This is a genomic window from Desulfofundulus thermosubterraneus DSM 16057 (genome assembly GCF_900142025.1).
Classification (GTDB): domain Bacteria; phylum Bacillota; class Desulfotomaculia; order Desulfotomaculales; family Desulfovirgulaceae; genus Desulfofundulus; species Desulfofundulus thermosubterraneus.
The window spans coordinates 1-24,511 of the sequence record NZ_FQZM01000048.1 but is presented as its reverse complement, the minus strand read 5'-3'; the positions used below and the strand labels follow the sequence as shown (position 1 = coordinate 24,511).

27 protein-coding genes and 1 tRNA gene are annotated in these 24,511 nt (G+C 52.7%); 2 read left to right on the top strand and 26 right to left on the bottom strand.

Annotated elements, in window-relative coordinates:
* Positions 1-258 precede the first annotated feature (258 nt).
* The 12 genes from BUA65_RS15275 to BUA65_RS15220 form a co-directional block, all read right to left on the bottom strand.
* A complete protein-coding gene (locus tag BUA65_RS15275) occupies positions 259-1,860 on the bottom strand; it encodes an FAD-binding protein (protein WP_072870960.1) in 1,602 nt (533 codons plus the stop codon).
* 14 nt (positions 1,861-1,874) lie between these two features.
* Entirely contained in the window at positions 1,875-2,558 is a 684-nt protein-coding gene (locus BUA65_RS15270) for a 4Fe-4S dicluster domain-containing protein (protein ID WP_013822597.1), read from the bottom strand.
* A 25-nt stretch (positions 2,559-2,583) separates the two neighbouring features.
* On the bottom strand, positions 2,584-3,447 hold the full coding sequence (locus BUA65_RS15265; RefSeq protein ID WP_072870958.1) for a CoB--CoM heterodisulfide reductase iron-sulfur subunit B family protein: 864 nt from the start codon (positions 3,445-3,447) through the stop codon (positions 2,584-2,586).
* 14 nt (positions 3,448-3,461) lie between these two features.
* Positions 3,462-3,863 (bottom strand): 4Fe-4S dicluster domain-containing protein, encoded by a 402-nt coding sequence (locus tag BUA65_RS15260; protein WP_072870956.1) that lies wholly within the window; start codon positions 3,861-3,863, stop codon positions 3,462-3,464.
* Positions 3,864-4,194: 331 nt separating this feature from the next.
* Positions 4,195-4,383, bottom strand: a complete 189-nt coding sequence (locus BUA65_RS15255) for a hypothetical protein (protein WP_072870954.1) — start codon at positions 4,381-4,383, stop codon at positions 4,195-4,197.
* A 222-nt stretch (positions 4,384-4,605) separates the two neighbouring features.
* A complete protein-coding gene (locus tag BUA65_RS15250) occupies positions 4,606-4,938 on the bottom strand; it encodes a P-loop NTPase family protein (protein WP_072870953.1) in 333 nt (110 codons plus the stop codon).
* Positions 4,939-5,521: 583 nt separating this feature from the next.
* Entirely contained in the window at positions 5,522-5,719 is a 198-nt protein-coding gene (locus BUA65_RS15245; RefSeq protein ID WP_072870951.1) for a hypothetical protein, read from the bottom strand.
* 68 nt (positions 5,720-5,787) lie between these two features.
* On the bottom strand, positions 5,788-6,183 hold the full coding sequence (locus BUA65_RS15240; RefSeq protein ID WP_072870949.1) for a DUF1284 domain-containing protein: 396 nt from the start codon (positions 6,181-6,183) through the stop codon (positions 5,788-5,790).
* Between the two features lie 188 nt (positions 6,184-6,371).
* Entirely contained in the window at positions 6,372-6,551 is a 180-nt protein-coding gene (locus BUA65_RS15235) for an aspartyl-phosphate phosphatase Spo0E family protein (RefSeq protein WP_072870947.1), read from the bottom strand.
* Positions 6,552-7,072: 521 nt separating this feature from the next.
* Positions 7,073-7,159 (bottom strand) — tRNA-Leu (locus BUA65_RS15230).
* Positions 7,160-7,325: 166 nt separating this feature from the next.
* Positions 7,326-8,849, bottom strand: a complete 1,524-nt coding sequence (locus BUA65_RS15225; protein WP_072870946.1) for a VWA domain-containing protein — start codon at positions 8,847-8,849, stop codon at positions 7,326-7,328.
* 26 nt (positions 8,850-8,875) lie between these two features.
* Positions 8,876-9,943 (bottom strand): hypothetical protein, encoded by a 1,068-nt coding sequence (locus tag BUA65_RS15220; RefSeq protein WP_072870944.1) that lies wholly within the window; start codon positions 9,941-9,943, stop codon positions 8,876-8,878.
* Between the two features lie 311 nt (positions 9,944-10,254).
* Here BUA65_RS15220 and BUA65_RS15215 point away from each other — a divergent pair, with 311 nt between their 5' ends.
* Positions 10,255-11,244 (top strand): AAA family ATPase, encoded by a 990-nt coding sequence (locus BUA65_RS15215; protein WP_072870942.1) that lies wholly within the window; start codon positions 10,255-10,257, stop codon positions 11,242-11,244.
* 12 nt (positions 11,245-11,256) lie between these two features.
* Here BUA65_RS15215 and BUA65_RS15210 read toward each other — a convergent pair whose 3' ends face one another.
* The 14 genes from BUA65_RS15210 to BUA65_RS15140 all read right to left on the bottom strand — a co-directional run bounded on the left by BUA65_RS15210 (position 11,257) and on the right by BUA65_RS15140 (position 23,986).
* Entirely contained in the window at positions 11,257-11,658 is a 402-nt protein-coding gene (locus BUA65_RS15210) for a secondary thiamine-phosphate synthase enzyme YjbQ (protein WP_114281517.1), read from the bottom strand.
* Positions 11,659-11,668: 10 nt separating this feature from the next.
* Positions 11,669-12,139 carry a TIGR00725 family protein gene (locus tag BUA65_RS15205; RefSeq protein ID WP_072870938.1) on the bottom strand — a complete coding sequence of 157 codons (471 nt, stop codon included), beginning with the start codon at positions 12,137-12,139 and terminating at the stop codon, positions 11,669-11,671.
* A 52-nt stretch (positions 12,140-12,191) separates the two neighbouring features.
* Positions 12,192-12,833: a redox-sensing transcriptional repressor Rex gene (locus BUA65_RS15200; RefSeq protein ID WP_013822609.1), complete on the bottom strand. Its 642-nt coding sequence runs from the start codon at positions 12,831-12,833 to the stop codon at positions 12,192-12,194.
* Between the two features lie 234 nt (positions 12,834-13,067).
* A complete protein-coding gene (gene hemL / locus BUA65_RS15190; protein WP_072870934.1) occupies positions 13,068-14,360 on the bottom strand; it encodes a glutamate-1-semialdehyde 2,1-aminomutase in 1,293 nt (430 codons plus the stop codon).
* 10 nt (positions 14,361-14,370) lie between these two features.
* Positions 14,371-14,847, bottom strand: a complete 477-nt coding sequence (gene ahbB / locus BUA65_RS15185; protein WP_207543912.1) for a siroheme decarboxylase subunit beta — start codon at positions 14,845-14,847, stop codon at positions 14,371-14,373.
* Positions 14,840-15,310, bottom strand: coding sequence for a siroheme decarboxylase subunit alpha (ahbA, locus tag BUA65_RS15180; RefSeq protein ID WP_072870932.1), 471 nt, complete (start codon positions 15,308-15,310; stop codon positions 14,840-14,842). Before ahbA ends, ahbB begins: the two co-directional genes overlap by 8 nt.
* Positions 15,311-15,313: 3 nt before the next feature.
* Positions 15,314-16,315 (bottom strand): putative heme d1 biosynthesis radical SAM protein NirJ2, encoded by a 1,002-nt coding sequence (gene nirJ2 / locus BUA65_RS15175; RefSeq protein ID WP_072870931.1) that lies wholly within the window; start codon positions 16,313-16,315, stop codon positions 15,314-15,316.
* Positions 16,316-16,337: 22 nt separating this feature from the next.
* Positions 16,338-17,315 carry a porphobilinogen synthase gene (gene hemB, locus BUA65_RS15170; RefSeq protein WP_084062548.1) on the bottom strand — a complete coding sequence of 326 codons (978 nt, stop codon included), beginning with the start codon at positions 17,313-17,315 and terminating at the stop codon, positions 16,338-16,340.
* Positions 17,316-17,333: 18 nt separating this feature from the next.
* Positions 17,334-18,509 carry a putative heme d1 biosynthesis radical SAM protein NirJ1 gene (nirJ1, locus tag BUA65_RS15165; RefSeq protein ID WP_072870927.1) on the bottom strand — a complete coding sequence of 392 codons (1,176 nt, stop codon included), beginning with the start codon at positions 18,507-18,509 and terminating at the stop codon, positions 17,334-17,336.
* The gene (gene cobA / locus BUA65_RS15160) at positions 18,493-20,037 is read right to left on the bottom strand and encodes a uroporphyrinogen-III C-methyltransferase (RefSeq protein ID WP_072870925.1); all 1,545 of its coding nucleotides are present in this window, start codon (positions 20,035-20,037) and stop codon (positions 18,493-18,495) included. The genes nirJ1 and cobA overlap by 17 nt, the downstream gene beginning before the upstream one ends.
* On the bottom strand, positions 20,034-20,972 hold the full coding sequence (gene hemC / locus BUA65_RS15155) for a hydroxymethylbilane synthase (protein WP_072870924.1): 939 nt from the start codon (positions 20,970-20,972) through the stop codon (positions 20,034-20,036). The genes cobA and hemC overlap by 4 nt, the downstream gene beginning before the upstream one ends.
* Before the next feature lie 91 nt (positions 20,973-21,063).
* Complete coding sequence (gene hemA, locus BUA65_RS15150; RefSeq protein ID WP_072870922.1) at positions 21,064-22,389, bottom strand: glutamyl-tRNA reductase; 1,326 nt, start codon at positions 22,387-22,389, stop codon at positions 21,064-21,066.
* Positions 22,358-23,005: a precorrin-2 dehydrogenase/sirohydrochlorin ferrochelatase family protein gene (locus tag BUA65_RS15145; protein WP_072870921.1), complete on the bottom strand. Its 648-nt coding sequence runs from the start codon at positions 23,003-23,005 to the stop codon at positions 22,358-22,360. Before BUA65_RS15145 ends, hemA begins: the two co-directional genes overlap by 32 nt.
* 18 nt (positions 23,006-23,023) lie before the next feature.
* Complete coding sequence (locus tag BUA65_RS15140) at positions 23,024-23,986, bottom strand: polyprenyl synthetase family protein (protein ID WP_072870961.1); 963 nt, start codon at positions 23,984-23,986, stop codon at positions 23,024-23,026.
* Positions 23,987-24,227: 241 nt separating this feature from the next.
* Between BUA65_RS15140 and BUA65_RS15135 the strand changes: the two genes are divergently transcribed.
* Positions 24,228-24,511: helix-turn-helix domain-containing protein (locus tag BUA65_RS15135; protein ID WP_131821530.1), on the top strand; the 284-nt coding region annotated here is incomplete at its 3' end.

Here is a 24,511-nt window from a genome sequence, read left to right as displayed (position 1 = left end):
GTGCACTGGGACTGCCTGAATGGGTAGTACATGAATTCGCCAACGCTCGCAAAGGGCCATGGCGGATGGCTCACGGGCCAATGAATAGAGCCCTGGGCAACGCTTACTGGCAGTCCCAGGGCCTGATGAGCTTAACCGAACGCTATCAAAGTCTTCGTCAAGCTTGGTGAACCGCCGGATGCGGACCCGCATGTCCGGTGGTGTGAGAGGAGGGGGCTAGCCGCCCCCTCCTACTCGTTTTTTCAAAGTAAGTAATTGTTAACCACTGATTTTACCGCGATAGTCCGGGAGTAAAATCGGGGCGACCTTCTGGCCAAGACCTTCTTTTCGCAGTTCCTCATGGTAGCGTTTGACGTGATCGAGGGTAAGCCTGCCTAATTTTACGCTTTTTGCCCTTTCGGCGGCATTCATGCCGGCCCGGCGGCCAAACACGATGATATCCAGCAGGGAGTTGCCCATAAGCCGGTTGCGCCCGTGTACTCCCCCGGATGCTTCGCCGGCCACGTAGAGATTGGGGATGCTTGTTTCGGCCCGGTCGTTAATCAAAATGCCGCCATTTTGGTAGTGAAGAGTTGGGTAAACCAGGATGGGTTGTTCGGCCATATTTATATTGAAACGTTTATACTGGCGAAACATGGCCGGCAGTTCTCTTTCCACCGTGCCCTTGCCGTGAATAATATCGATTATGGGGGAATCAAGCCACACGCCATGCATGCCGCTGGGCGTGGTTATTCCTTTCTTCCGTTCTTTACATTCCCGGATGATTGCCGATGAAACCGCATCCCTGGTTTCCAGCGGGTAGACAAATTGCTCACCTTCCGCATTAACCAGCTGGGCGCCGAGACCCCGCACCTTTTCGGTTACCAGTTGCCCGACGATTTGTTCGGGAAAGGCCACGCCAGTCGGGTGGAACTGGGTGGCGTCCAGATAAATTAACTTTGCCCCTGCCCGGTAAGCCATGACAATGCCGTCCGCCGTGGCACCGTAGTGGTTGGTGGTGGGGAAACCGCCAATGTGCAGGCGGCCGGAACCGCCGGTGGCAATAATCACTGTTTTTGCCCTTACCACCAGGTACTGTTCGGTTTCTAGATTGTACAGTACAGCTCCGGCACACTGCCCGTATTCATCAATAATTAGCTCCACGGCCGGGGAAAATTCAATAACGGGAATACCCCGGTTGCGGGCCTCATCCCGCAAGGTGCGCATAATCTCCGCGCCTGAATAGTCATGGGCAAAATGCATGCGTTTGCGGGAGGTGCCCCCGCCATGAATGGTATGCATGGTGCCGTCGGGGAATTTGCTGAACATGCAGCCCAGGCTTTCCAACCACTGGATGCAAAGGGGTGCGTCTTTTACTAAAGCGGCGACCAGTTCGGGGATATTATAATAACCTCCGCCGCCCATCACGTCCAGGTAGTGGATGGCCGGGGAGTCGTTTTCTTTGTCTGCTGCCTGGATGCCTCCTTCAGCCATCATGGTGTTGGCATCGCCGTGGCGCAACTTGGTAGCGATCAGTACACTGGCTCCCGCTTCGTGGGCTAAAAGCGCTGCCGATGTACCGGCTCCGCCACCGCCAATAACCAGGACATCCACGTCGAATTCTATATTGTCCAGGGAAAAAGTATCGGGATCAAGCATACTGCGGCTTTCCAGCAGGTCGGCATGTTCGTGGGTAAATTTTTCGCCTTTATTGGGGCCTACCTTTACCGGCCTGGTGGCTTCAGGCATATAGTCCGGATGGTAGGAGCGCAAAAGATTTTCTTTCTCTTCCGGCTTCAGACGGGGGAAAGTTTCCTTTAAACGCCGTTCCCTGGTTTGTTCCACGAGTTTAATAGCTTCCAGCATTTCCTGAGTATACATATTATTCACCTTCCTTAAGGTTCAATATCCCGGGCGTTGTATAGCTTTTGTAGTTCCTCTTTATCCATCTTCATCAGCCTGTCCAGTTCCTCATCAAACTTCCCGGCCTTGATTTCTTCTACCCGTTTGGCCAGGTGTTGGGCCGGTGGGGCAATATGGCGGCCATAGAGCCGGCGAGCCAGAATGGCCACATTATATTGAACGATTTCAGCGGGACAGCGGGAAGCACAGAGACCGCACATAATACAATCGAAGGATAAATGGGCCACTTTTTCAATATCTCCCCGCTGGGCCGCGGCTATATAGTCCATTACCTTTAATTCCTGGGGACAGATCCTGGTACACTGGTTGCAACCAAGGCAGCGGGTTGTTTCAGGATAGTACCGCAGCAATGTGGCCAGGGTGGGAGTGAGTTCTTCCAGGTTATAGGTGGCTTTATTGGCCGGGTAAAAGGGGATCTGGGTCAAATACATGTTGTCTTCCACCATGGTTTGACAGGCCAGGCCCACTTTTAGCCTGAAATCTCCCGGTTTGCGGTAAACCGTACCACAGGCACCGCAAAAACCCCCCCGGCAGCCGCAGCCCCGGATAAAACGGTAGCCCGCGTATTCCATGGCTTTCATAATCGTCAGGCCATAGGGCACCTTATAATGTTTACCCATAATGTATATGTTTACCATTTCTCTTTCTTCGGCCATAATTCTTTCCTCCTTCAAGGCAGATCTACGCTCCCACCAGTAAAGGTCTGGGATCTACATAGTGTTTGTCCAGCCCGAGGCTTTCCTGGGGAAGTTCCAGAGCTAAACCCAAAAGCTGGGTAAAATACAAAACGGGGATTTTTTGAAAACCGGCGTTCTTCTGGAGGATTTTTTCCTGCGACCAGTCCAGGTTAAACTGGCAAAGGGGGCAACTGGTGATGATTGCTTCCGCTCCCTTGGCAGTGGCAGAGTTCAGTATTTCCTCCACCTTTTGCATTACCAAATCGTTATCATACAGTATTTGATACGAACCACAGCAGGTTGTTTTATAGGAATATTCTACCACCTCCGCGCCTATGGCACTAACTAGCTCTTCCATGATGGTAGGATTTTCGGGATCGTCGAAATTCATTTCCGAAGCCGGCCGGACAAGCATGCAACCATAATAACAGGCAACTTTAAGCCCCTTTAGGTTTTTTGTTGCCTTCTCCCTGATTGCATCAAGCCCAACATTTTCCTTACAGATTTCCAACGGGTGAACGGGTTCAATTTCCCCGGTGTAATTCTCTTCTAAATAATCATTTAGTTTTTTTCTGGCTTCAAGGTTGTTTTTTATTACATAATTGACCCTTTTTAGTACGTGATAGCAGAAGGAGCAAACCGTAACGAGCTTGCCCCCCTCTTCTTTAGCCGCATTGGCTAAAATGCGTGCTGCTGCAACCATGCCGATATAATTATCCTGGGCCAGGGGAAATACCGTGCCGCAGCAGGTCCATTGGGGTAGTTCAGTTAATTCGATGCCTAAAGCGGCCAGGGAGCCCCGGGTAGAATCATCTAGACCCTTTGCTTTGCTGTGTAGGGTGCATCCTGGAAAGTATGGGATTCTCATCCTTGTCCCCCCTTTTACGCGCTTAGCTTGCGAAAACCACTGGTTAAGGCCATCTGTGGAACTTCAGTGAGCAATTCTAACGGGATTTTTTCGGCAACCAGTACTTCCCTGCCCTGGCGCAGGTTAATTACCCGCAGGGCTTCCATTAACCGGGCAATATCTATGCCCCGGGGGCAGCGGGCAGTGCAAATTAAGCATGTGCTGCATACCCACATAGACTTCAAATTTAAAGCTTTGCTGTTTCCCAGTTGAATCATGCGCATAACCATGCGCGGTGAAAAGTCCATAATCTCTCTACCCGTACAACTTGCGCTGCAGGTTCCACATTGCATGCAGAGATTAGCATTTTGCCCGCTTATTTCCTTAATGTGCTCAATCAGATCCCGGCTTATTTTGCTTGATAGATCTTTAGCCATTTTGCATCTTACTCCTTTAAAACAATTTCTTTTTTATTCCAACTTTACTGCTTCCTGGACCTTCCCCTTCCCTCCCACCTTTTCCGAGCAGCATATTGCTAGGACTTGCATCTTTCCTGTCCTGTTTCTCCTGGGGTTACTAGCAATTTCCTTGCTAGATGACCCTGGAGCTTGTTCTGTGAGACTCCCGGGGATTAGTATAATTATTATTGATAATTACATTAATTCAGCATTATAGCTACAATTCCTGCCCAAAAAATAAAAAAATTAAAATTATCTGCACCTTCTAACTTTTATAAATTAACAATAGTTATTAGAAAAAGCTTCCGCATTATTCCCTCACAGGAACGATTCGTGGTACACCCAACCTGTCCAGGTAGTTCACCACTGGAACGGGCACTAAACCGCCCTTGACTACTATCATTCCATCAACCAGGACTACCGGCGATTCCTCGGGAGCCAAATTGCCGTCAAACCGGTAGGTCAGCACCACGCCGCTACCATACAGCCGCTCCAGCACGCCCTCTAAAAACCGATATTGAAAGAATAGGTCGCGTTCACCAAACGCACATCCTTCCGGTAATCAACCAGGGCGCCCTCCTTCGTTTGACGGAACATTGCCTAAAACTTCCACTCTAACAGGCATCCAGTAACCCTCCCTACTAATTTGGGGTGGTTAGGATTATGTACACGCCTAAGTTGTGTTTACCGTCGAAGGTGGTCAAATAGTAATCAAAGTACATTATTTGGTGATGAATTCAAAAAACTGGACCAGTTGATCGCCTTTGTTTAAAAGGAGTTCTTCTATCTGGGATGGAGTTAGGCTCCTGATTTCATGCGGATTTTCTTTATCAGCCGCACTGAACATGACCCTTTTAACCTTTCCTGATTCTATAGCTACCGTAATCACAATATTTTCCTGTTCATTAAAATCCATACTGAATTCAAACTCATCAAAATCTTCCGGTGGATCTGGCAAATAGGTACAAGTAATGCCAAGGTAATTTATCCTCTCTGTGTCTTTTAAATTTTCCGGGCTAATTTCTTTACCCATATATTTGCGAAATCGCTCCACAAGACTTTCCTCCTTAAAATTCTTAAAATACACTATCTTGTCGATTTTATTTAGTGTTCTGGAAAAGGGTGTGCAGTGTTTTTATTCTTTTCAAAGAAGATAAGTCCTGGTCAAGTTCGAATTCTAGTGTAAATTTCTTCTGGTAGACAAGAATACTTGTGTAGGTAGTCATTATTTAAATAAGAGCGCATGTCCGCTCTGCTGGTACCGTTCAAAGTTCCGTGAGGAAGTGCCCGCGCCACAGTTGGGGAACCATAGAGAGTAAGTTCATCCCCCCGGTGCTTGAGTACTTTATCCCGATGCCCGTTGCAATACCCCTGCCGCTCTTCGGGTGCGTTAGTAGGGGCTTGGCCCTGGTTTCAGCACCTCCTACACCAACCGCGCCCCATCATCCCGGACGAATAACCCTTGCAAAGGACAACGGATAGTGAGCCATCCTTTCTTCCTCCTGGTAATTGAAATTGTGAAATTTCTTATCTATCCAAAGGGAGGGATGGCTCTCACGCTTCATGATTACCACTTTTACACCACAATAATGGACATAAATCCCATGCTAGCGACAGGTGAAAGAAAAAGAGCGAAATTAATGAGTCACGCCGCTTTGCTTTGCTTTTTTTTCTTCCCTTTGCACCGCCTGCCGGTATGAGCAGTGTTCTTCCATTTTCTCTTTTTCCAGGCCGCACCCCCAGTAGGTATGACCTAAGAATAAGCGGCGATACTTACACCAGCTGCAAAAGGAATGAGTAATCTGCTCCTGCGTCATGTCCTTTGCTTTTATCATTTTCCATCACTCCTCCTCCCTAGATTTACCTATATTTTTTTATTCTGTTTTTAAAAACAGAGTTTGCTTCAACCCAGCCTGAGCTCTTTATTTTTCTCGGTACAGACTTTTTCCCAATCGCACCCCTCGCAGAAAGACGCCAGCCACTCTTTGGACGCAGCCATCACTTTGGCCTTTATTTCCTGCCAGAGCACCTTCGACCCGACTGCGACACCAAGGTACGCGGCCGCTTCCGCATCCATTTCCCTGATTTCTGCGTCCACCCCGGGCCTGGCGACGCACTTTTCTCCTTGGAGCGTTGGGCAAGCCCGGCAGATGTCGTCCGCGCCTTCAACTACCGCTATTTCTTCTCCCTGCGTAGCCCTGCGCATTACGTCTTCCAGGTTTTCAACAAATTCCCTACTGTATCCCTCGCCCCGGTAGAAGTGCAGGCAAATCAAGTGGTGGCCCCTCAACTTGATCATACAAATCACCCCCCTTCTTAGCCTATTATTTTGGGGCTACACACCTACGGCGTGCATACCTTACACGGCACGTACCCTGCTGCCACCACTGCTTCGCGGTTTTGAACTCCCCCTTGTTTAGTAGTTACCTGATTTTTTCTACTTCTTTTCTACTTCCCGGCGCGGGTTCCTGCTCCGGAATGGAAAAGTTATCTTCTTGCTGCCGACCCCGTTGTTTCAGGGCTGTGCTTCACCCGGTAATACTCCATCACCAGCTCATCCACCTTCCGGCTGGCTGCCAGAAGTTTTTCTTTGTCGCGGGGGTCGGTATTCAGCAACTCCCCCTTGACCTTCTCCAGACGTAGAATTGCCCTACCAAGGTCTAACAAAAATCTCTCCATTTTACCAATTTGTACCAGATCAATTGAACTACTTCCAGGAAAATGCGTCAAGAAAAACCTGTCGAATAATATCGACAGGAGGTATTTCTCTTGAAGTTGCCAGTCGGGGTTTTCCCCAAGTATCTTTGAAAACGGGACGTACCGCTCCGGGTGCTCTTCATATTCCCACTCTAACCCCGCGGGCTTGCGGACGTTTCATTGGCCACCGAGGCGGTCAAGGCTCAAAAACATAAAACTGCTGGCTTAGGCTCTGGACATGAGTCAGGGCGAATTAAAAGCCCAACTACTCCCGCTTTTTCTATCCGGGTTTTCCTACACCCAATGTTTCGCGTGTCCCTTTTTGCCTTGTACCGGCGGACAAAGCTTTCCAATGCTTTCTGGAATGACATGTTTTTGGACGTGCCAGACTCCTCGCAAGACTAAGTGCAAGACCTTTTTCCGGGTATTGCGTGCAGAAAAATTAAAAACCCCCGGTTTTCGATCCCCGGAGGCCTTGATTTTACTGGGTTTGGTGCGGCAGAAGGGACTTGAACCCCCACGGGCGTACGCCCACAAGAACCTGAATCTTGCGCGTCTGCCAATTCCGCCACTGCCGCACGTTTTGTTGACAAGTATTATTGTAACATATTACGGGATACTTGACAAGGGGGTAATTTCATTCATCTAGAAAGGCAACATTTTTTGTTCACGTTGTTCATCTCTTGACCCCTTCAGCAATTACTAATATACGAGAAGCACTGGCAGCTGTCAAGCTTTTTAAAGTTAAAAGATCTGGCGTGCGATTCTGGTTAACTGGGAAAGGTTGCGGCATTCAAAAACGTGCCGGCAGTAGGGTGTGTAAAGATGCATAATGCTGTCTTCCTGGTTCCAGCTTTCCCGGGGGGCCGGGTTTAACCAGATCACCTGCCGGACCCGGCGGCAAATCTCCCGGAAATACTCTTCCCCGGGTGGCTTATAATTGTTCCGGGCATCTCCCAGGATGATCAGGGTAGCCTTCCGGTGAAGTACATGCAGGTGTTCGTGAAAAAACTGGCGCCAAACCGCGCCGTAGTCGGAAAAACCTGTCCGCCAGATACCGGTTTGCCGCTGGATGTTCCGCACTGTCCTCTCAAGGTCAAGTTCTCTTAATTGGACGGTGACCTCGGCTATGGCGTCAACAAAAGCATATGAACGCACCATGCGGAATTTATTTTGCATAGCGTGGACCAGGAGCAGCATGAACTGGCTGTAAGGAGCCACTGAACCGGAAAGATCGCAGAGCACAACTAAATCCGGTCGTGTTGCCTGGCGGCCCTGGTGACAGAGGATTATGGGCACTCCCCCGGTGGTGGCTGCCAGGCGTACGGTACGGCTTATGTCTACCGCCCCGCGGGTCGCCGGAACGCGCCGGTAACCCTCGCGGGTGGCCAGTCGGCGCCCCAGGCGGGCTACTTGCCTCTTCACTTGTATCACCTGTTCCGGGTCCAGCTCGGCAAAGGAACGTTGGGACAGATTGGCCTCCCGTGCGATGGCTGGAAGCTCCTTTTCTGGTTGTCTTTTGCAGCGCAGCTGTGCGAGTTCCCGGTTGAGCAGGCGTTCCAGCCGCAGGAGATTTTCCTGCTGGCGCAGCTTTTCCGCCTCCCCAAGGGGGGACCGTTCCAGCCAATCCTTTACCCGTGCCCAGTCGAGGCGTATTTTCAACTGGTTTAGCATTTGCCGGGGATCTTCTCCGGGAGCAACTTCATCCGGTGGGACCAGGGTAAATACGGCTTCCCGGGCCAGGGCCTTTAAATCTTCTTCGCTGCCTTTTGCAATGATCATGGCCAGTCGCTGTCCCGCTTCCGCAAGGGGAACCGCACTACCATGTTGAAAATGCCATTCTCTTCTTCCCTGTTCCGGGCCGTTTCCCTTGCCGCCCCCCTGCCCTGCCGGTTTTCCGCCCCCCGCCAGCAAATCATCTTCACTTTTCAGGGCCTGCCGCAACCATTCTTTCATCTGTGCCAGTCTGGCGTTAAACTCTTCCCGGGACAGCCGGGGGGGATGAATGGGAATGGCGGTTTTATTGGTTGGCTGTTCCTGCTTTCTAGCCTTTTGTTTGAGTGTTGTCCAGTATAAGTCAAAGAGTTTTTCCAGGATCTTCTCCTGTCCGGTTTCCTTAATTAGGGTGGCCTGCATGGCCAGGAGGAGGTTTTCCCGGGTGGGTTCCAGGAGGGATAGGGCCTGCAAAAGATCCAGCATTTCCCCCGTGGAGACGGGGATGCCGGCCTGCCTTAACAATTGTATGAAGCCGATCAAATGCCCAACCATGGGTTTCTGGCTAAACCCCTTATTACCTAGATATTTTCCAGTACCCGGTTAGTGAAATTTTCCATGGCCCTGTACAACTGGACTACCCGCTCCACTGCCCCTTCCTCTGCCAGGTTAACTGAAGCGGCGAGGCTCATTTGCCTTTCTTTGATGTTATAGCTGGCCAGGAAGGTTCCCGGGCGGGTAAAAAGATGAAACCGGTGATCTTTGGTAAATCCCAGGTTTTTAATTAAGGTATGAGGTTCCAGGCTGATTTTATCTATAGTCCGATGCAGGGTTAAATCGGTAAAACCAAGCATTGCAGTCAACTGATGATGGAGTTTTTCGGTCAGTACCTCCGGTTTTTCCAGGTAAAGCTCCGCTTCTATTTTTTGGGCGGTCTGGCGGAAAGTGAGGTGACCGGCGGGATCAAGAAAGGCCCGCAGGGCATCCTGTTGCTCCAAATAAAGGGTTTGACCTTGAAAGTGATTTAAAAATTCCGCACAGCACTCCGGCGTTACAACTTTTCGGGCTGATATGGTTAGCACCCCTACCAGGGGTTCTTCCCTGGGTGCGGTTACTTCCGGGGTGAATACCCGCAGCACTTCCGCAAGGGAAATTTTATTTAAGAGCTGCCGGCAATGGTGCTCCGCGTCCCGGAAGTGGGTGGTAAATTTAATCTTGGCCGTGGCTATCCCTCCCTGGACCATCAGGGAAACCGGGCAACTGACCGCTACGTCCCGCGATTGCCACTGTACCTGGAATTGTCCGGCCAGCTCTTCCGCTTCCAGGTCGAGATGTTCCAGCAGGGTCAACCTTTCCATAATTTCCGGTAACGGGCGGGCTATGGCGGTAACCAGAATTTTTTGATCGGTTACCGGCTCGAAGTAAGAGGAAGAGTAGGCATGGGGTACAATGGAAAAAAGCCGTGGGACGATTTTCTCTCCCCATTCCCATTGCCGGGTGGTAATATAAATATAGCTTTGCCCCACGGTCATTTGTAGACCGTCCACAAAGATTTCATTCCCCCGGGTGCACAGGCCCGGTTGTTCCGCCAGAAAAGTTAACAAGGCGGGCTTTTTGTCCATGTTGCGGGTGAGAATCTCTATCAGCACGTCATGTCACCCGTTATGTAGAAAGTTTTTAATGCCTATTATTGTATGTCTTTTTACATTCATTTTCTCGTTAAAATTCTGTTTTCGTCAAGGCGCATTTTACCGGTGGTTCGTATTAAGATTCAGTAGGTAACTCTGTACTCGCCTGCCGTTTTGCACGCGCTCGCTCCGTTTCCCAGCACTCACCGGTTGTAGGTACCTGGCATGCATTTAAACAGTATATAGTCAGCACTCATCCCATCAGAGAACTCTGGTTGCAGTCAAAATTTTACATGGCCTTACCGATGTTTTTACGGAGGTCTGAAACAGATATGCACCACCTGTTCCGCAGTGTGCAAACTGTAGCCGATGGCCTTTTGCGGCAGCAGTATATTTGTAACCGTACTGTGGCCACTACCCTTTTCCTGGCTGCCCACCTGGGCAAGCCGCTGCTGGTGGAGGGACCGGCGGGCGTGGGTAAGACGGCCCTGGCCCAGGCCCTGGCGGGAGCATTGAATACCCCGCTGGTTCGCCTGCAATGTTATCCCGGTCTGGATGAAGCCAAAGCCCTTTACGAGTGGAATTATCAAAAACAGCTACTTTACATCCAGGTTGCCGCTGGAAGTAAGCAGGTATGGGAAGAACTGCGCCAGGATATTTATACACCGGAATTTTTACTGGCCCGACCGCTTTTGAAAGCTTTTTTGTCCAAAAAACCGGTGGTCCTTTTGGTGGATGAAGTGGACAAAAGCGATGAGGAACTGGAAAGCTTTCTTTTAGAGGCCCTTTCCGAGTTTCAGGTTTCCATTCCCGAACTGGGTACCATACGGGCCAGGCATATCCCCTTTACCCTGCTTACCAGCAACAGCAGTCGGGAGTTCAGTGATGCCTTAAAAAGGCGCTGTTTGCACCTGTACATCCCCTATCCTACTGCCGAACAGGAGCGGGCCATTGTTGCTTTAAAGGTTCCCGGAATTGATGGTCGGCTAGCTGCTCAAGTGGTTGATTTCGTTCACAATCTGCGTCGTTTACCCCTCAAAAAAAGCCCCAGCATAGCCGAAACCCTGGACTTTGCCCGCACCATGCTGCTGCTGGAGGCAAAGCAACTGGAGTTCCGTGTGGTGGCTGAGGCGCTGAATGTCCTGCTGAAATACCAGGAAGATGTGGAAAAAGTCATGACCAAGCTGGGGGATTTGCTGCCGGAGGTCCGGGAGGAGGATGGTATCCCTGCCGCCCAGGGTACCCTTCCCCGTGCGGTGGCGGCAGGTGAAGAAACGGAAGAGGAGCCAGGGGGCGTGGACCTGTCCCGCTTCAACTTTTAGATGTGAGGAAATCTAATCGGCTACCACCTTGACTAGCACTTTGCGCTGCCGGGGTCCGTCGAATTCGCAAAAGAAGATCCCCTGCCAGGTACCCAGGACCAGCTGGCCGCCGGTCACCAGCACGGTCAGGGATGAGCCCACGAGGCTGGCCTTGATATGGGCGTCGGCGTTTCCTTCCAGGTGCCGGTAGTTTCCCTCCCGCGGTACCAGCCTGTCCAGTTCGGACAGTATATCATAGGCAACTGACGGATCGGCGTGTTCGTTAATAGTAATGCCGGCCGTGGTATGGGGTACAAAGAGGTGGCAGCATCCTTCGGTGATTTTTTCAGTCTGAACGATTTTCCTTACTTGAGAAGTAATATCCACAAGCTGGGAGCGGGTGGTGGTGTTAACGGTTAGGGTATGGATCATCATGGTTCCCCTTTCAAGTAGAAATTAAGAGCAGAGCCAGCTCCACTGCTTCCCGGGCACTGGTAGCTGGGCGTATGCCACCGGACAGACCGGGGCGCTCCAATTTCCAGGTATCCAGGCCAATTACCGGCTTGTTCATTTTAAGAGCCAGGCCGATTTCCGAGAGAGTGCCGTAACCTCCACCGATGGCAACGAGGGCATCGGCGGCACAGGCTATAATGGCGTTTCGCGCATCTCCCAGTCCGGTGGGCAGGGCCACCGTTAAATAGGGATTACCTTCCCCGCGGTGGCGGCCCGGGAGAATGCCGACGACCATTCCTCCTGCCTGGCGGGCGCCCCGGGAAGCGGCTTCCATAATCCCGCCCCGGCCGCCGCAAATTAAAATAGCCCCTCGCCGGGCGATTTCACGGCCCACTTCCTCGGCCAGTTCCCGTTCCGGCTCTGTACATTCGGCTCCACCTATGACACCGATATACCAGGTCATTTTCTATCACCGGCTAAAGAAAAGACCGTGGTGCACGGCCTTTCACGGTGTTTTACAGGCGTTGGGCGGACTTGAAGCCCAAATTAAAGGTGAGTATTTCCAGTTTCACGGACAGGTCCACATTGCGGATCTCTATCCCTTCCGGCAGGTTCAAGGCCACCGGGGCAAAGTTTAAAATGGCCTCCAGGCCGTTTTTAACCATAAAGTCAGCTACATCCTGGGCCGCCCGGGGAGGTACGGCGATAATGCCGATGCGGGCTTTGTGTTCCTGAATTACCTCAGGCATTTTTTCCATGGGCAACACTTCAAGTTCGGCAATTTTCTTGCCTATTTTAGTCAGGTCGTTGTCAAAGACGCCCACAATTTTAAAACCCCGGCTGTTAAATCCCTTGTACGTGCATAGTGCATATCCCAGATTACCGGCACCTACGAGAATCAAGGGCCAGTCCTGGTCCAGTCCAAGAATCTTTTTGGTGTAACGCATGAGATCTTTAACATTATAGCCAACTCCCCGGGTACCAAATTCGCCAAAGTAGGCCAGATCTTTGCGCACCTGGGCTGGACTTACTCCTACCCCTTCAGCTATTTCCCCGGAGGAGACAGTGGTTACTCCGTTACGGTCCAGCCGTTCAAGATACCGGGAATATATCGATAGCCTGGTTACTGTGGCTTCGGGGACGCGCAGGGTCTTCATCAAATCCCTCCTTATCTTAGATGTTATTCTATGCAAATAAGGGGCCTTATGCCGGCCCCGGTAGAAGACCGGTTTTTAAGTTATAACATTCACATGCTAGGTATTTTATATCATTTGTGTCCCTGTCTGTCAAATGACTTTTTCCCGGAAAGCAAAGAAAAGCCCCGAAAAGAAGTTTCTCCCCGGGGAATGGTTGCGAACACAAGTTCGCCCTTTCCTCCAACCCTGTGATCTTTATATTTTGCTGGCAACGACAAAGGCCTTCCGGGCTGCTTCCACCGTCCGCTGGATATGTTCGTCGGTATGGGCAAGGCTGACAAAGGCTGCTTCGAATTGAGACGGGGCCAGGTAAATGCCCTGTTCCAGCATGGACTGGAAGAAGACAGCAAAGCGGCGGGTGTCGGCCGTGCAGGCAGTGGCGTAATCCACTACCGGTGTTTCGGTAAAGAATGTGCAGAGCATGGAACCAACCCGGTTAAAGGAAAGCACAAGGCCTGTTTCCCGGGCGGCTTCGGCCAGTCCTCGGGCGAGAAGGGTAGACTTACGCTCCAGTTCTTCGTAAATGCCGGGCCGTTTTAGTACCTTTAAGGTGGCCAGGCCCGCGGTTACGGCCAGGGGGTTGCCCGAAAGGGTGCCTGCCTGGTAAACTGGCCCTTCCGGCGCCACCTGTTCCATGATGTACCGCTTTCCACCATAAGCGCCCACGGGCAGGCCGCCGCCGATGATTTTGCCCAGGCAGGTCAGGTCGGGATCGATGTTATACAGAGCCTGGGCGCCGCCGTAAGAAAGCCTGAAGCCGGTGATCACTTCATCAAAGATCAATAACGCACCGTAACGGCGGGTGATTTCCCTGAGGCCCTCCAAAAAGCCTTCCCTGGGCGGTACTACGCCCATGTTGCCCGCTACCGGTTCCACAATTACGGCGGCAATATCCTCACCTTCCCGGGCGAAGATTGTTTCTAAAGTATCCAGGTCGTTATATGGGGCCGCAATGGTGTCCGCCGCCGTGCTGGCCGGCACACCGGGGCTGCTGGGCACCCCCAGGGTAAGGGCCCCGGAACCGGCTTTAATCAACAAAAAGTCGGCGTGGCCATGGTAACAGCCCTCAAACTTGACAATTTTATTGCGCCTCGTGTACGCCCGGGCCAGCCGCAGGGCGCTCATGGTTGCTTCGGTACCCGAGTTTACCAGGCGCACCATTTCCACGGCCGGTAGCGCTTCTACAATGGCCCTGGCCAGATCAATTTCCAGTTCGGTGGGAGCACCAAAACTGGTGCCGATTTTCAGGCATTCCTGCAGGGCTGCCGTTACTTCCGGGTGCCGGTGACCCAGGATGAGCGGTCCCCAGGAGCCCACGTAGTCTATGTATTCATTGCCGTCCACATCATAAATCAGTGCTCCCTTCCCCCGGGCAATGAAAAGGGGTTGTCCCCCCACGGCTTTAAAGGCCCTTACGGGGCTGTTTACGCCGCCGGGCATGTAACGGCGGGCCTGGGCGAACAGTTCCTTAGACCTTTCGTAAGACAAGATACCACCCTCATTTCTCCACAAAGTATTTCATACTGCTCTTTTTTAATTCAGCTATACTAAATAATAGACGGTAGTTGGCAACCCCGCTGGCCCGGGAGAGCCGGGCGGCAATCTCCCGGCATTCCTCCCGTGTTTGTCCGTGGACCACGGTAAACAAGTTATAGGGCCAGTCGGGTAGCCGGGCGGGACGCTGGTAACAGTGGGAAACCTCATCAAAAGAGGCCATCAGCCGGCCCACTTCTTCTATGCGTTCCTCCGGAACTTGCCAGACCACCATGGCGTTGGAGACGTAACCCAGATCCTGATGGCGCACGGCTGCCCCGAAACGCCGGATGATCCCCTGCTCGACAAAATCCCGCACCTTGACCAAAAGCTCTTCCTCACTGATACCAAGTTTTTCTGCCAGGGCCAAAAAGGGACGACTGACCAGGGGAAGACCTTCCTGCAGGGCCCGGATAATTTCTTTGTCCAGCTGGCTAAGCATTATCATCATCCCCCAGGTCAAAGTTAACCCTGATTTTAAAAATTCTTAAGGCCGGGAGATGGAGCATATCTGTTATGCCGGTGCGTCTTTTGATTTCCTCAAGGGTGTTTTCCAGTTTGGTCTGGGATTCCACCAGCAGAGTGAACCACATGTTATACGGGTGATCCCGTAAATAATTATGGGTTACTCCCGGAAAGCTGTTGATTACGGCCGCCACTTCCTCAATTCTTTCCGCCGGTACTTTCATCGCACACAAGGTGCCGCTGTAACCTACCCGGCGGGAATCAAAAATGGCCCCCAGCCGCCGGATAACCCCCTTTTTAATGAGACGTTTCAGCCGGGCGAGGATATCTTCTTCAGTGGTGCCCAGGGTTTCGGCAAGTTTTTTGTAGGGTTCCGGTTCGATGGGCAGATGGCTTTGGATGATATTCAACAGTTGTTTATCCACGCTATCCAATGTCACGAACTATTCCCCCGCTGTTTTTTTGCCCTTCCGGTACAGGCACCAGGGTTCCTCGGCCATATAGTCGCCGTGGTAGTAGTAGGCCCGGGCCCGGCAACCGCCGCATACATTACGGTAGTTACAGCTGCCGCAGCCGCCGCCGTACTCGCCGGTACGCAGCCTTTTGAATACCGGATTATCCCGCCAGATAAGGCTGAAGGGTGTTTCCCGCACATTGCCAACGGGCATGTTTAAATAGGCGCAGGGCTGAACGTCCCCCTTCGGGCTGATGATGCAGTAGCCCGTGCCGGCTAGGCACCCCTTTTGAAAGCGTAATTTTAAGCCCATTTGGGCAGCGATACGCATAAACTGGGGGGCACAGGTGGGCTTAATTTCAATGGGCACTTCCCTTTGTTTTTTCATTAACCGGTGAAGCAGGCGCTCGTACTGTTCGGCCCTTAGGGATTCCTCTTCCATATTTACGGCCCTCCCGGTGGGTACCAGGAAAAACACGTGGTGGGCCACAGCTCCCATGCGCACGGCCAGGTCGGTTAACGCCTCTACCTGTTCGTAGTTCCATTCTACTACCGTGGTATGAATTTGAAAAGGCAAGCCGGCTTTTCGGCAGGCTTCCATGCCTTCCACGGTTGCCTGCCAGGCTCCCGGGACACCGCGGAAACGGTCGTGCTGATCCGCTTCGGTGCTGTCCAGGCTGATCCCCACGGCCAGTACCCCGGCCTGCTTTAATTTTTCGGCGACACTGCCGGTAATTAAAGTGCCATTGGTACCAAAAACCGGGCGCAGGCCTTTACGGGCCGCATACCGCACCAGTTCATATATATCGGGTCGTAGAAGAGGTTCACCCCCGCTAAAGATCATAATTTTAAAACCGGCCCGGGCAATTTCATCAATTAGATTAGCAGCTTCAGAAGTGTTTAATTCTTCTTCCATCCTGGCGCCGGCGTCCCGGTAGCAGTGCCGGCAGGTCAAATTACAGGCGTTGGTAGTATTCCAGGAAACCAGCACGGCTTAACATCCTCTCTAAGAACTAACCTTCTCGTAACCAGCGGGCCACGTCCTTGGCGTGGTAAGTAATGATAATGTCGGCCCCGGCCCTTTTCATTCCGGTGAGGGTTTCCAGGACAACCCGGCGTTCGTCAATCCAGCCCCGCAAGGCCGCAGCCTTAACCATAGCATATTCCCCGCTGACGTTATAAACTGCTACGGGGTAGTTAAAAGCATCCCGGGCCTGCCGGACAATATCCAGGTAGGCCAGGGCAGGTTTGACCATGATAATGTCGGCCCCTTCTTCAATATCCAGGGCTATCTCCCGCAGGGCCTCCCGGGCATTGGGGGGGTCCATCTGGTAGGAGCGGCGGTCTCCGAACTGGGGTGCCGAGCCCACCGCTTCCCGGAAGGGGCCATAATAGGCCGACGCATACTTGGCTGCATAGGACATGATGGATACATCCTGGTAACCGGCTTCGTCCAGGGCACGGCGGATGGCGGCCACCCGGCCGTCCATCATGTCGGAAGGAGCTACCATGTCGGCTCCGGCCCGGGCGTGGGAAAGGGCCGTACGGGCCAGGAGCTCGAGGGTCGGGTCGTTGAGAATGCGTCCCTGTTCTACCACTCCACAGTGACCGTGGCTGGTGTATTCACAGAGACAGACGTCGGTAATGACCACCAGTTCGGGGAACTCCTTCTTAATTGCCCGCACGGCCTGCTGCACAATCCCCTCATCGTCATAAGCTTCCCGTGCTGTTTCATCTTTTTCCCGGGGAATGCCGAAAAGGAGAATGCCGGGTATGCCCAGATCGACCACCCGGGCTGCTTCTTCCAGGAGCATATCCGGGGAAAGATTATACACCCCGGGCATGGCTTCCACGGGGTTTTGAATTCCCCGACCGTGGGTGACAAAAAGCGGGTAGATAAGGTCGTCTACCGTCAGGCAGGTTTCCCGCACCAGGCGGCGGATGTTTTCCTTCACCCGCAAACGGCGGGGACGGGTTATGGGAAAGGCCACCGGACGCACCTCCTTGTTCTAAGCAATACCGATTTCTTCATCCGTCAAGTAGCAGGCGGGATCGGGTGCCCAGAAATCGTTAAATACCGCTTCGGCCCGGGTACGGAAATTGCCGTTACAAATCTCCAACCAGCGGCAGCGGGCACAGCGTCCCTTTAAAAGAGGCCGGCGGTTTTTCAACCCGGCCAGAATGGGCTGGGAGAGATCCGTCCAGATTTCACCGAAGCTTTTCTCCCGCACATTGCCGAAGGTGTGCTGGGGAGTAAACTGGTCCGGATGGACGTTGCCTTCCCAGTCCACGGCGGCAATGGCTATGCCGGAACGGTTGCCCCCGTTGTGCAAAAGCAGCTGGTAAACCCGCTCTGCCCTTTGGGGGTCCCTTTCCCGCAATTTTAAGTATACATAAACCCCATCGGCATGATTATCCACGGTTAAAATTTCTTTGGACAGGTCACGGTAGTGGAAATCGAGCGTTCGTTCCATGATCAGGTCCAGAGCGGCCCGGGACTCCTGGTGGGTAATATCGTCTTTTAACATTTCCTTCCCCCGGCCACTGTAAACCAGATGGTAAAAACATACCCGGGGGATGTTTTCCCGCTCAATGAGGTCAAAGATGGCTTCCATCTGGTGAAAGTTATGCCGGTTGATGGTAAAGCGCAGCCCCACCCGCTGCCCCACCGCCAGGCAATTACGGATGCCCTCCAGGGCGGCTTGAAAAGCTCCCGGCCGACCCCGGAAGTGGTCGTTGTTTTCCCCGGTGCCATCCAGGCTGATGCCCACGTATCCCACGCCTATTTCTTTTAAACGGCGGGCCACGGCGGGGGTAATTAGGGTGCCGTTGGTGGAAACGGTGGTGCGGATGCCCCGGCTGGTGGCGTAGGCGGCCAGTTCAAAAAAGTCCTGGCGCATTAAGGGTTCTCCACCGGAAAATAAGAGTACCGGTACCTTGAAGGCAGCCAGGTCATCAATGAGTTTTTTAGCTTCATTCGTAGTTAGTTCGCCGGGATGCCTTTTGTTGTCCGCACTGGCATAACAATGGATACAGCGCAGGTTGCAGGTACGGGTCATATTCCAGACCACCACCGGGCCCTGGCCCGTGGTTGTTCCGTGGATCTGGTTGCGGGAGGAAGGGTTGTAACGCAGCTGATCACCAAAATTGGCGGTATCCAGGAGCAATTTACTGATACTGATCATTTTGATTCCTCCCTTGGACTGCCTCCACAACGGCCTCAACCAGGCCTTCAATGGTATAGCGGCGCGCCTGTACGTGCACGGGCAGGCCCAATTCCCGGGCGGTCTGGGCAGTGACCGGGCCGATACAGGCTACCGTTATTCCCTGCAGCAACCGGGACAGCTGGTGTTCTTTCAGCAGTTCGACGAAACTGCGCACTGTAGACGAACTGGTAAAGGTAATGATGTGAATCTTTCCTTCAGCCAGCATTTGTCTGACCAGCTGGGTATCCTCCCTGGCGGGAATGGTACGGTAGGCCACCACCTCGTCCACCACCGCCCCCAGGCCGGAGAGCATTTCGGTCAACACTTTCCGCGCAATATCCGCCCGGGGTAAAAGGACGCGCTCGCCGGGTTTGATCTGGTCTTTTAAACCGGCAATGATTTGTTCTGCCCGGTATTCATCGGGTACGTGAGTAACTTTTAAAGCATACCTTTCCAAGGCCTCTTTAGTTTTGGGTCCGATGGCGCAAAGATTAGCCCCTTTTAGATCCCGCACATCTTTCCCCTGTTGCAACAAACGGGAAAAGAAGAAGCGTACGCCATTGACACTGGTAAAGATAATCCAGCGGTAGGAATCCAGCCGGGCAATGGCTCCATCCATGGGTTCGTAGCTTTCCGGTTCCACGATTTGGATGGTGGGAAACTCCACCGCTTCTCCTCCCAGCGCTTCAATGGCCCGGGATAACTGGCTGGCCTGTTCCCGGCTCCGGGTGACCAGGACTCGTTTCCCGAAAAGGGGCTTCTTTTCGTACCAGGACAGCTTTTCCCGCAGGGTCACCACTTCGCCCACAATGATTACGGCCGGGTTGGTGACGCCTGCTTCCATGGCCCGGGAAACAATATTTTCTAAAATACCCACGACGGTTTTTTGCTCCGGACGGGTTCCCCAGCGGATTACCGCCACCGGTGTTTGGGGATCACGACCGTGCCTGACGAGCTGTTGGACAATAGATTCCAGGTTGGCCATGCCCATCAGAAGAACCAAAGTGTCCGCTCCGGTGGCCAGTTTTTCCCAGTTAATACGGGAACTTTCCTTAGAGGGATCCTCGTTGCCCGTGATCACGGCCAGGGTAGAGGTGCAATCCCGGTGGGTAACCGGAATGCCCGCATAGGCCGGTACGGCAACAGCTGAGGTGATTCCCGGTACCACTTCAAAGGGGACGCTTGCTTCCGCCAAAGCCTCGGCTTCTTCCCCTCCCCGGCCAAAAACAAAGGGGTCTCCCCCTTTCAAGCGTACAACCACCTGCCCTTTGAGAGCCCTTTCTACCAGGAGCTGGTTGATTTCTTCCTGGGTCATGGCATGCCCGGAGGGGCTTTTGCCCACATAAATTCGTTCTGCTCCGGGAGCGGCGTGGAATAACAGCTTGGGACTGACCAGGCGGTCGTAAACAATAACGTCAGCTTTTTGAATACAGGCTAGGCCCTTAACAGTAATTAATCCCGGATCCCCGGGGCCTGCTCCTACCAGATAAACAGTTCCCTTTTTCATTCAAGATCAAACTCCTGTCGTGCCTTTTCTAAGATTCCCCCAGCACCCAGTTTTATTAACCGGGCAGCCAGCTCTTCTCCCAGTTGTTCTGCCTCGTTTGGCGGGCCGGAAATTCTGTCCCGAACCAATTGGCGGCCATCAAGACTGGCTACGGCTCCTTCCAGGAGCAGCTGGTTATGCTGTATTTGTCCCAGAGCACCAATGGGTACCTGGCAGCCGCCTTCCAGTTTCCTCATCAGGGCCCTCTCGGCGGTAATGGTTGCCCGGGAGCCTGGGTCATCCAGGGGACGAATTAAATCCTGAATTTCCGGATCGTCCGCGCGAATTTCAATGGCAATAGCTCCCTGGCCTACGGCGGGCAGGCAGATGTCGAGGGGGATGAGCTGGGTGATGCGTGCATCATGTCCCAGGCGGTGTATCCCGGCGTAGGCCAGAATTATGGCATCCAGGTTTAATTCCTCCAATTTACGCAGCCGGGTGGTCAAGTTCCCCCGGATGGTAGTGACGTTAAAGTCGGGCCGGAAATGAAGTATCTGGGCAGTGCGCCGCAAGCTGCTGGTGCCGATGCGGGCACCTGGGGGCAGCGTTTCCAGGGTAAGGCCATGGCGGGAAATCAACACGTCCCCCGGGTACTCCCGCTGGCAAAAGGCCCCGATGATTAAACCCTCGGGCAACCGGGTAGGCAGGTCTTTCATGCTATGGACCGCCAGATCAATTTCCCCGACCGATAGAGCTACTTCCAGTTCTTTAGTAAATAGGCCTTTATCCCCTATTTTAGCCAGGGCCACATCCAGGATGTGGTCTCCCCGGGTTTTCATACCGCGCAGGAAAAACCTTTTCCTGGGATATAACTTTTGCAGTTTTTCCAAAACCCACCGGGCCTGCCACATGGCCAGCTGGCTGTCCCGGGTGCCGATGATAATTTCTTGCTTCATTAAATTTGCCTCCATAAAATAAGGCACCTTCTCTTGGTCCGGAGCCGGGCACTGTTGCCACCAGCTTACTCTCATTTGGAAAGATTTTATCTTACCTGCCGGTAGCCAGGTTACCCTGCACAGGCTTTTTGCCGGCCTGGGATTGTTCCCCTGGGATTTCCAATTTGAAAAGATTCTGCAATACTTTCATATACAAGTGACCCTCAGGGGTAAGGGCATAGGCCTTCAGCTGGGTTACCGGGACGTGTAACAGCTGATTAACAATGGAGTTGGCCAGGGAACTGACCACCTTGCGATCATGTTCGGAAATGTCCCCCAGCCGGTTGAGTGCCCGGCGCAATTCCTTTTGTTTGATTTCTTCTCCCCGTTGCTTTAAAGCTGCAATGGTGGGCACGACAAACTGCATACTCAACCATTGCATAAACTGATCCAGTTCTTCTTCAATGATGCTTTCTGCCGCCACGGCGGCCTTTTTGCGCTGGGCCAGGTTGTGATCGACCACCTGTTGCAGATCATCTATATCATAAAGGGTTACTCCCGGCAACTGGCCCACCGCCGGGTCAATGTCCCGGGGTACCGCAATGTCGATGATCATCAGCTCCCGGCCCTGGCGGCGGGCAATGGCTTCCGCCACGTCGTTGAGGCGCACCACATAGTGGGAGGCCGCGGTACAGCTGATGATAATGTCCGCTTCCTCGATATAGCAGTAAAGTTGATCGAATTTTACTGCCCGGCCATTAAACTGGGCGGCCAGGTTGACAGCCCTCTGGTAGGAGCGGTTGGAAACAATTACTCCCGATACACCGTTGGCTACCAGGTGGCGGGCGGTCAGCTCGCTCATCTTGCCTGCGCCAATAACTAACACCGAGCGTCCGGAGAGGTCCTTGAATTGTTGTTTGGCCAGCTCCACGGCGGCATAGCTGATGGATACTGCGTTCTGATCGATACCCGTTTCCGTGCGCACCCGTTTGCCTACGGTGATGGCCTGCTGGAACAAGGTGTTCAGCACCCGGTTGGTTGCCCCGAACCGGCAGGCCAGCTGGTAAGCATGACGCACCTGACCCAGAATCTGGGTTTCCCCCAGGATCATGGAATCCAGGCCGGCTGCCACCCGGAACAGGTGGCGGATGGTATCATAGAGGGTGTGGGCGTAGGTACAGTTTTTAATCTCAGAAATGTCCACCCCCGATTTCCGGGAGAGGAAATCCCAGATGGCATTTAACCCCTCGTCCAGTTCCCGCGTGGCGGCATAAATTTCCGTCCGGTTGCAGGTAGACAGGATGACACACCCTTCAATGGCGGAATAACTGTTTAACCGGGCCAAAGATGTTTCCAGGGAATGATCCGAGAAGGAAAGCCGTTCCCGGATTTCCACCGGTGCTGTTCTATGGTTGACTCCGACCGCGATGATAAGCATTGATTACCCGCTCCTTTGCTTGCTCGAGTTCTCCCCTGGCCAGCAGTTGTAAAACCTGATCATCCAGGATGGCCGTCAACGAATCCCGTCTTTTCCTGGGATCGGCTGTATTGTCTAAAATATCGTGGCGTATTTCACCCAGTAAATCAACCAGAAAACCGTATTCCGGGCCATAACGTTCTTCGAGCTCCTCTTTGATCTTTCGGGCCAGCAGAGGGCTTTTGCCGTCCGTGGAGACGGCGATTTGCAGCGAACCCCGCCTTACCACTGCCGGGACATAAAAATTGCCATGGGGTGGGTCGTCCACCACGTTCACCAGCATATTTCTGGCCATTGCCTCGACAGCCACCCGGTGGTTGACCTCATCCCGGTCGGTGGCGGCAATTACTAAAAAGATGCCATCCAGGTCCGCAGTTTCGTATTCCCCCTGCCGGTAGCTGATTTCTCCTTTTTCCGCCACTTCTCGTAAGGTTTGGGTAAGGGTGGGACTGACCACCTTTACTTTAGCCCCACAGGCCAGGAGGGATAAAACCTTGCGTTCGGCTACGCTGCCGCCGCCCACCACCAGGCACGGGCGCCGGGATAAAATTAAAGACACGGGATAGGTTTTCGGCAAGTAGCCTCAGTCCTTTATCTAGAATTTTCTGATGCTTATAAAATCTGCAATAGCTTCTAATATTTTCTTGGCGGGGCGCGAGGTCAAGTTCCTTAAAGCCCCTTTGGCTTTCCATATGTATTTTTCAGCTATTTCGATGGAATATTTAATCCCGCCACAATGTTGGATTATGGTAATTGCTTCCTGAATCTGTTCCTCATTCTTATCCCGGGATAAAATCAACGTTCTTAAACGTTCCCGCCGGGGGCTGTGTTCCAGGGCGTAAATCACCGGCAGGGTAATGATGCCCTGGCGCAAGTCGCTGCCCACCGGTTTGCCCAGTTGGCGCTGTTCGGCCACCAGGTCCAGGATGTCGTCGGTTATTTGAAAGGCCATGCCGATGTTGTGCCCGTACCGCCGTAAAGCAAAATGTATTTCCTTTGGAGCACCGCAGGCTACGGCCCCTAACTGGCAGCTGGCGGCAATGAGCAGGGCGGTTTTACGGTTAATGCGATAAAAATAGTCTTTCACCGTTTGCTCTGTATCAAAGGAACCGGAGATTTGCTGGATTTCCCCTTCGCACATTTTTACGCTGGTATTGGCCAGCACCCGGGGTATCAGGGGTTCATCATAGCTGGCAATAAGAATCAGGGATTGGGCAAACAGGTAGTCTCCGATATGGGTAGAAATCCGGTTTCCCCAGCGGGCCTTGATGGTGGGTACACCGCGGCGGGTCATGGCCGCGTCTACCACATCATCGTGAACCAGGGTGGCCATATGGATGAGTTCTAAAGCTACCGCCAGGGGCAGGACCCGCTCCAGGTGAAAATTGGCGCACTTACCTCCTAACAAGCTAAAGGCAGGGCGCAGGCGCTTTCCCCCTGCCTTTAAAAGATGAGTAGAGGTTTCGGTGAGAAAGGGATCCGGGGTTTGCAAGGTGGCTTGCAATTCCCGTTCTACGATAGCCATTTCATCTTTAATTTCCTCAAACAGCTCCAGCATCTTTTCTTGAAAGCTCACCTGCCTGTAATTCAAGTCAAACCCCGGCTTTTCGTATTATTCCACAGGTAACTGGCAAAATCCTTCTCAAACCAGCTACCGGACAACTCTCTAATCTAGGGTATTATATTTTTCTCTTAAAATCAATGGCAGTGGATGGAGAGGTGTAGTTATGTCACCGGACTATGATATTGTCACCCTGTAAGCGGACTGAGAAAATGTCACTATGGGAGGAGAAATCTTTTTGAGTGCTAAAGAGTCGCGCAGGGTGTTTGTGATTGAACAGGCCGTCAAAGGCAAGATTACCAACAGGCAGGCTGCTGAGGTCCTGGGCTTAAGTGAACGCCAGGTAATCCGCTTGAAGGAGAGGATGAAAGCTGATGGTGTTGCGGGCCTGGCTCATAAGAACAGAGGTCGGATTCCCAAGCATGCCGTGCCTAAAGAAACTAAAGAAAAGGTTGTTATGTTGGCCCGGGGCCCTCTTCGTGATGCTAGCTGTCAGCAGGTAGCCGAGCTTCTGGAGGAGTT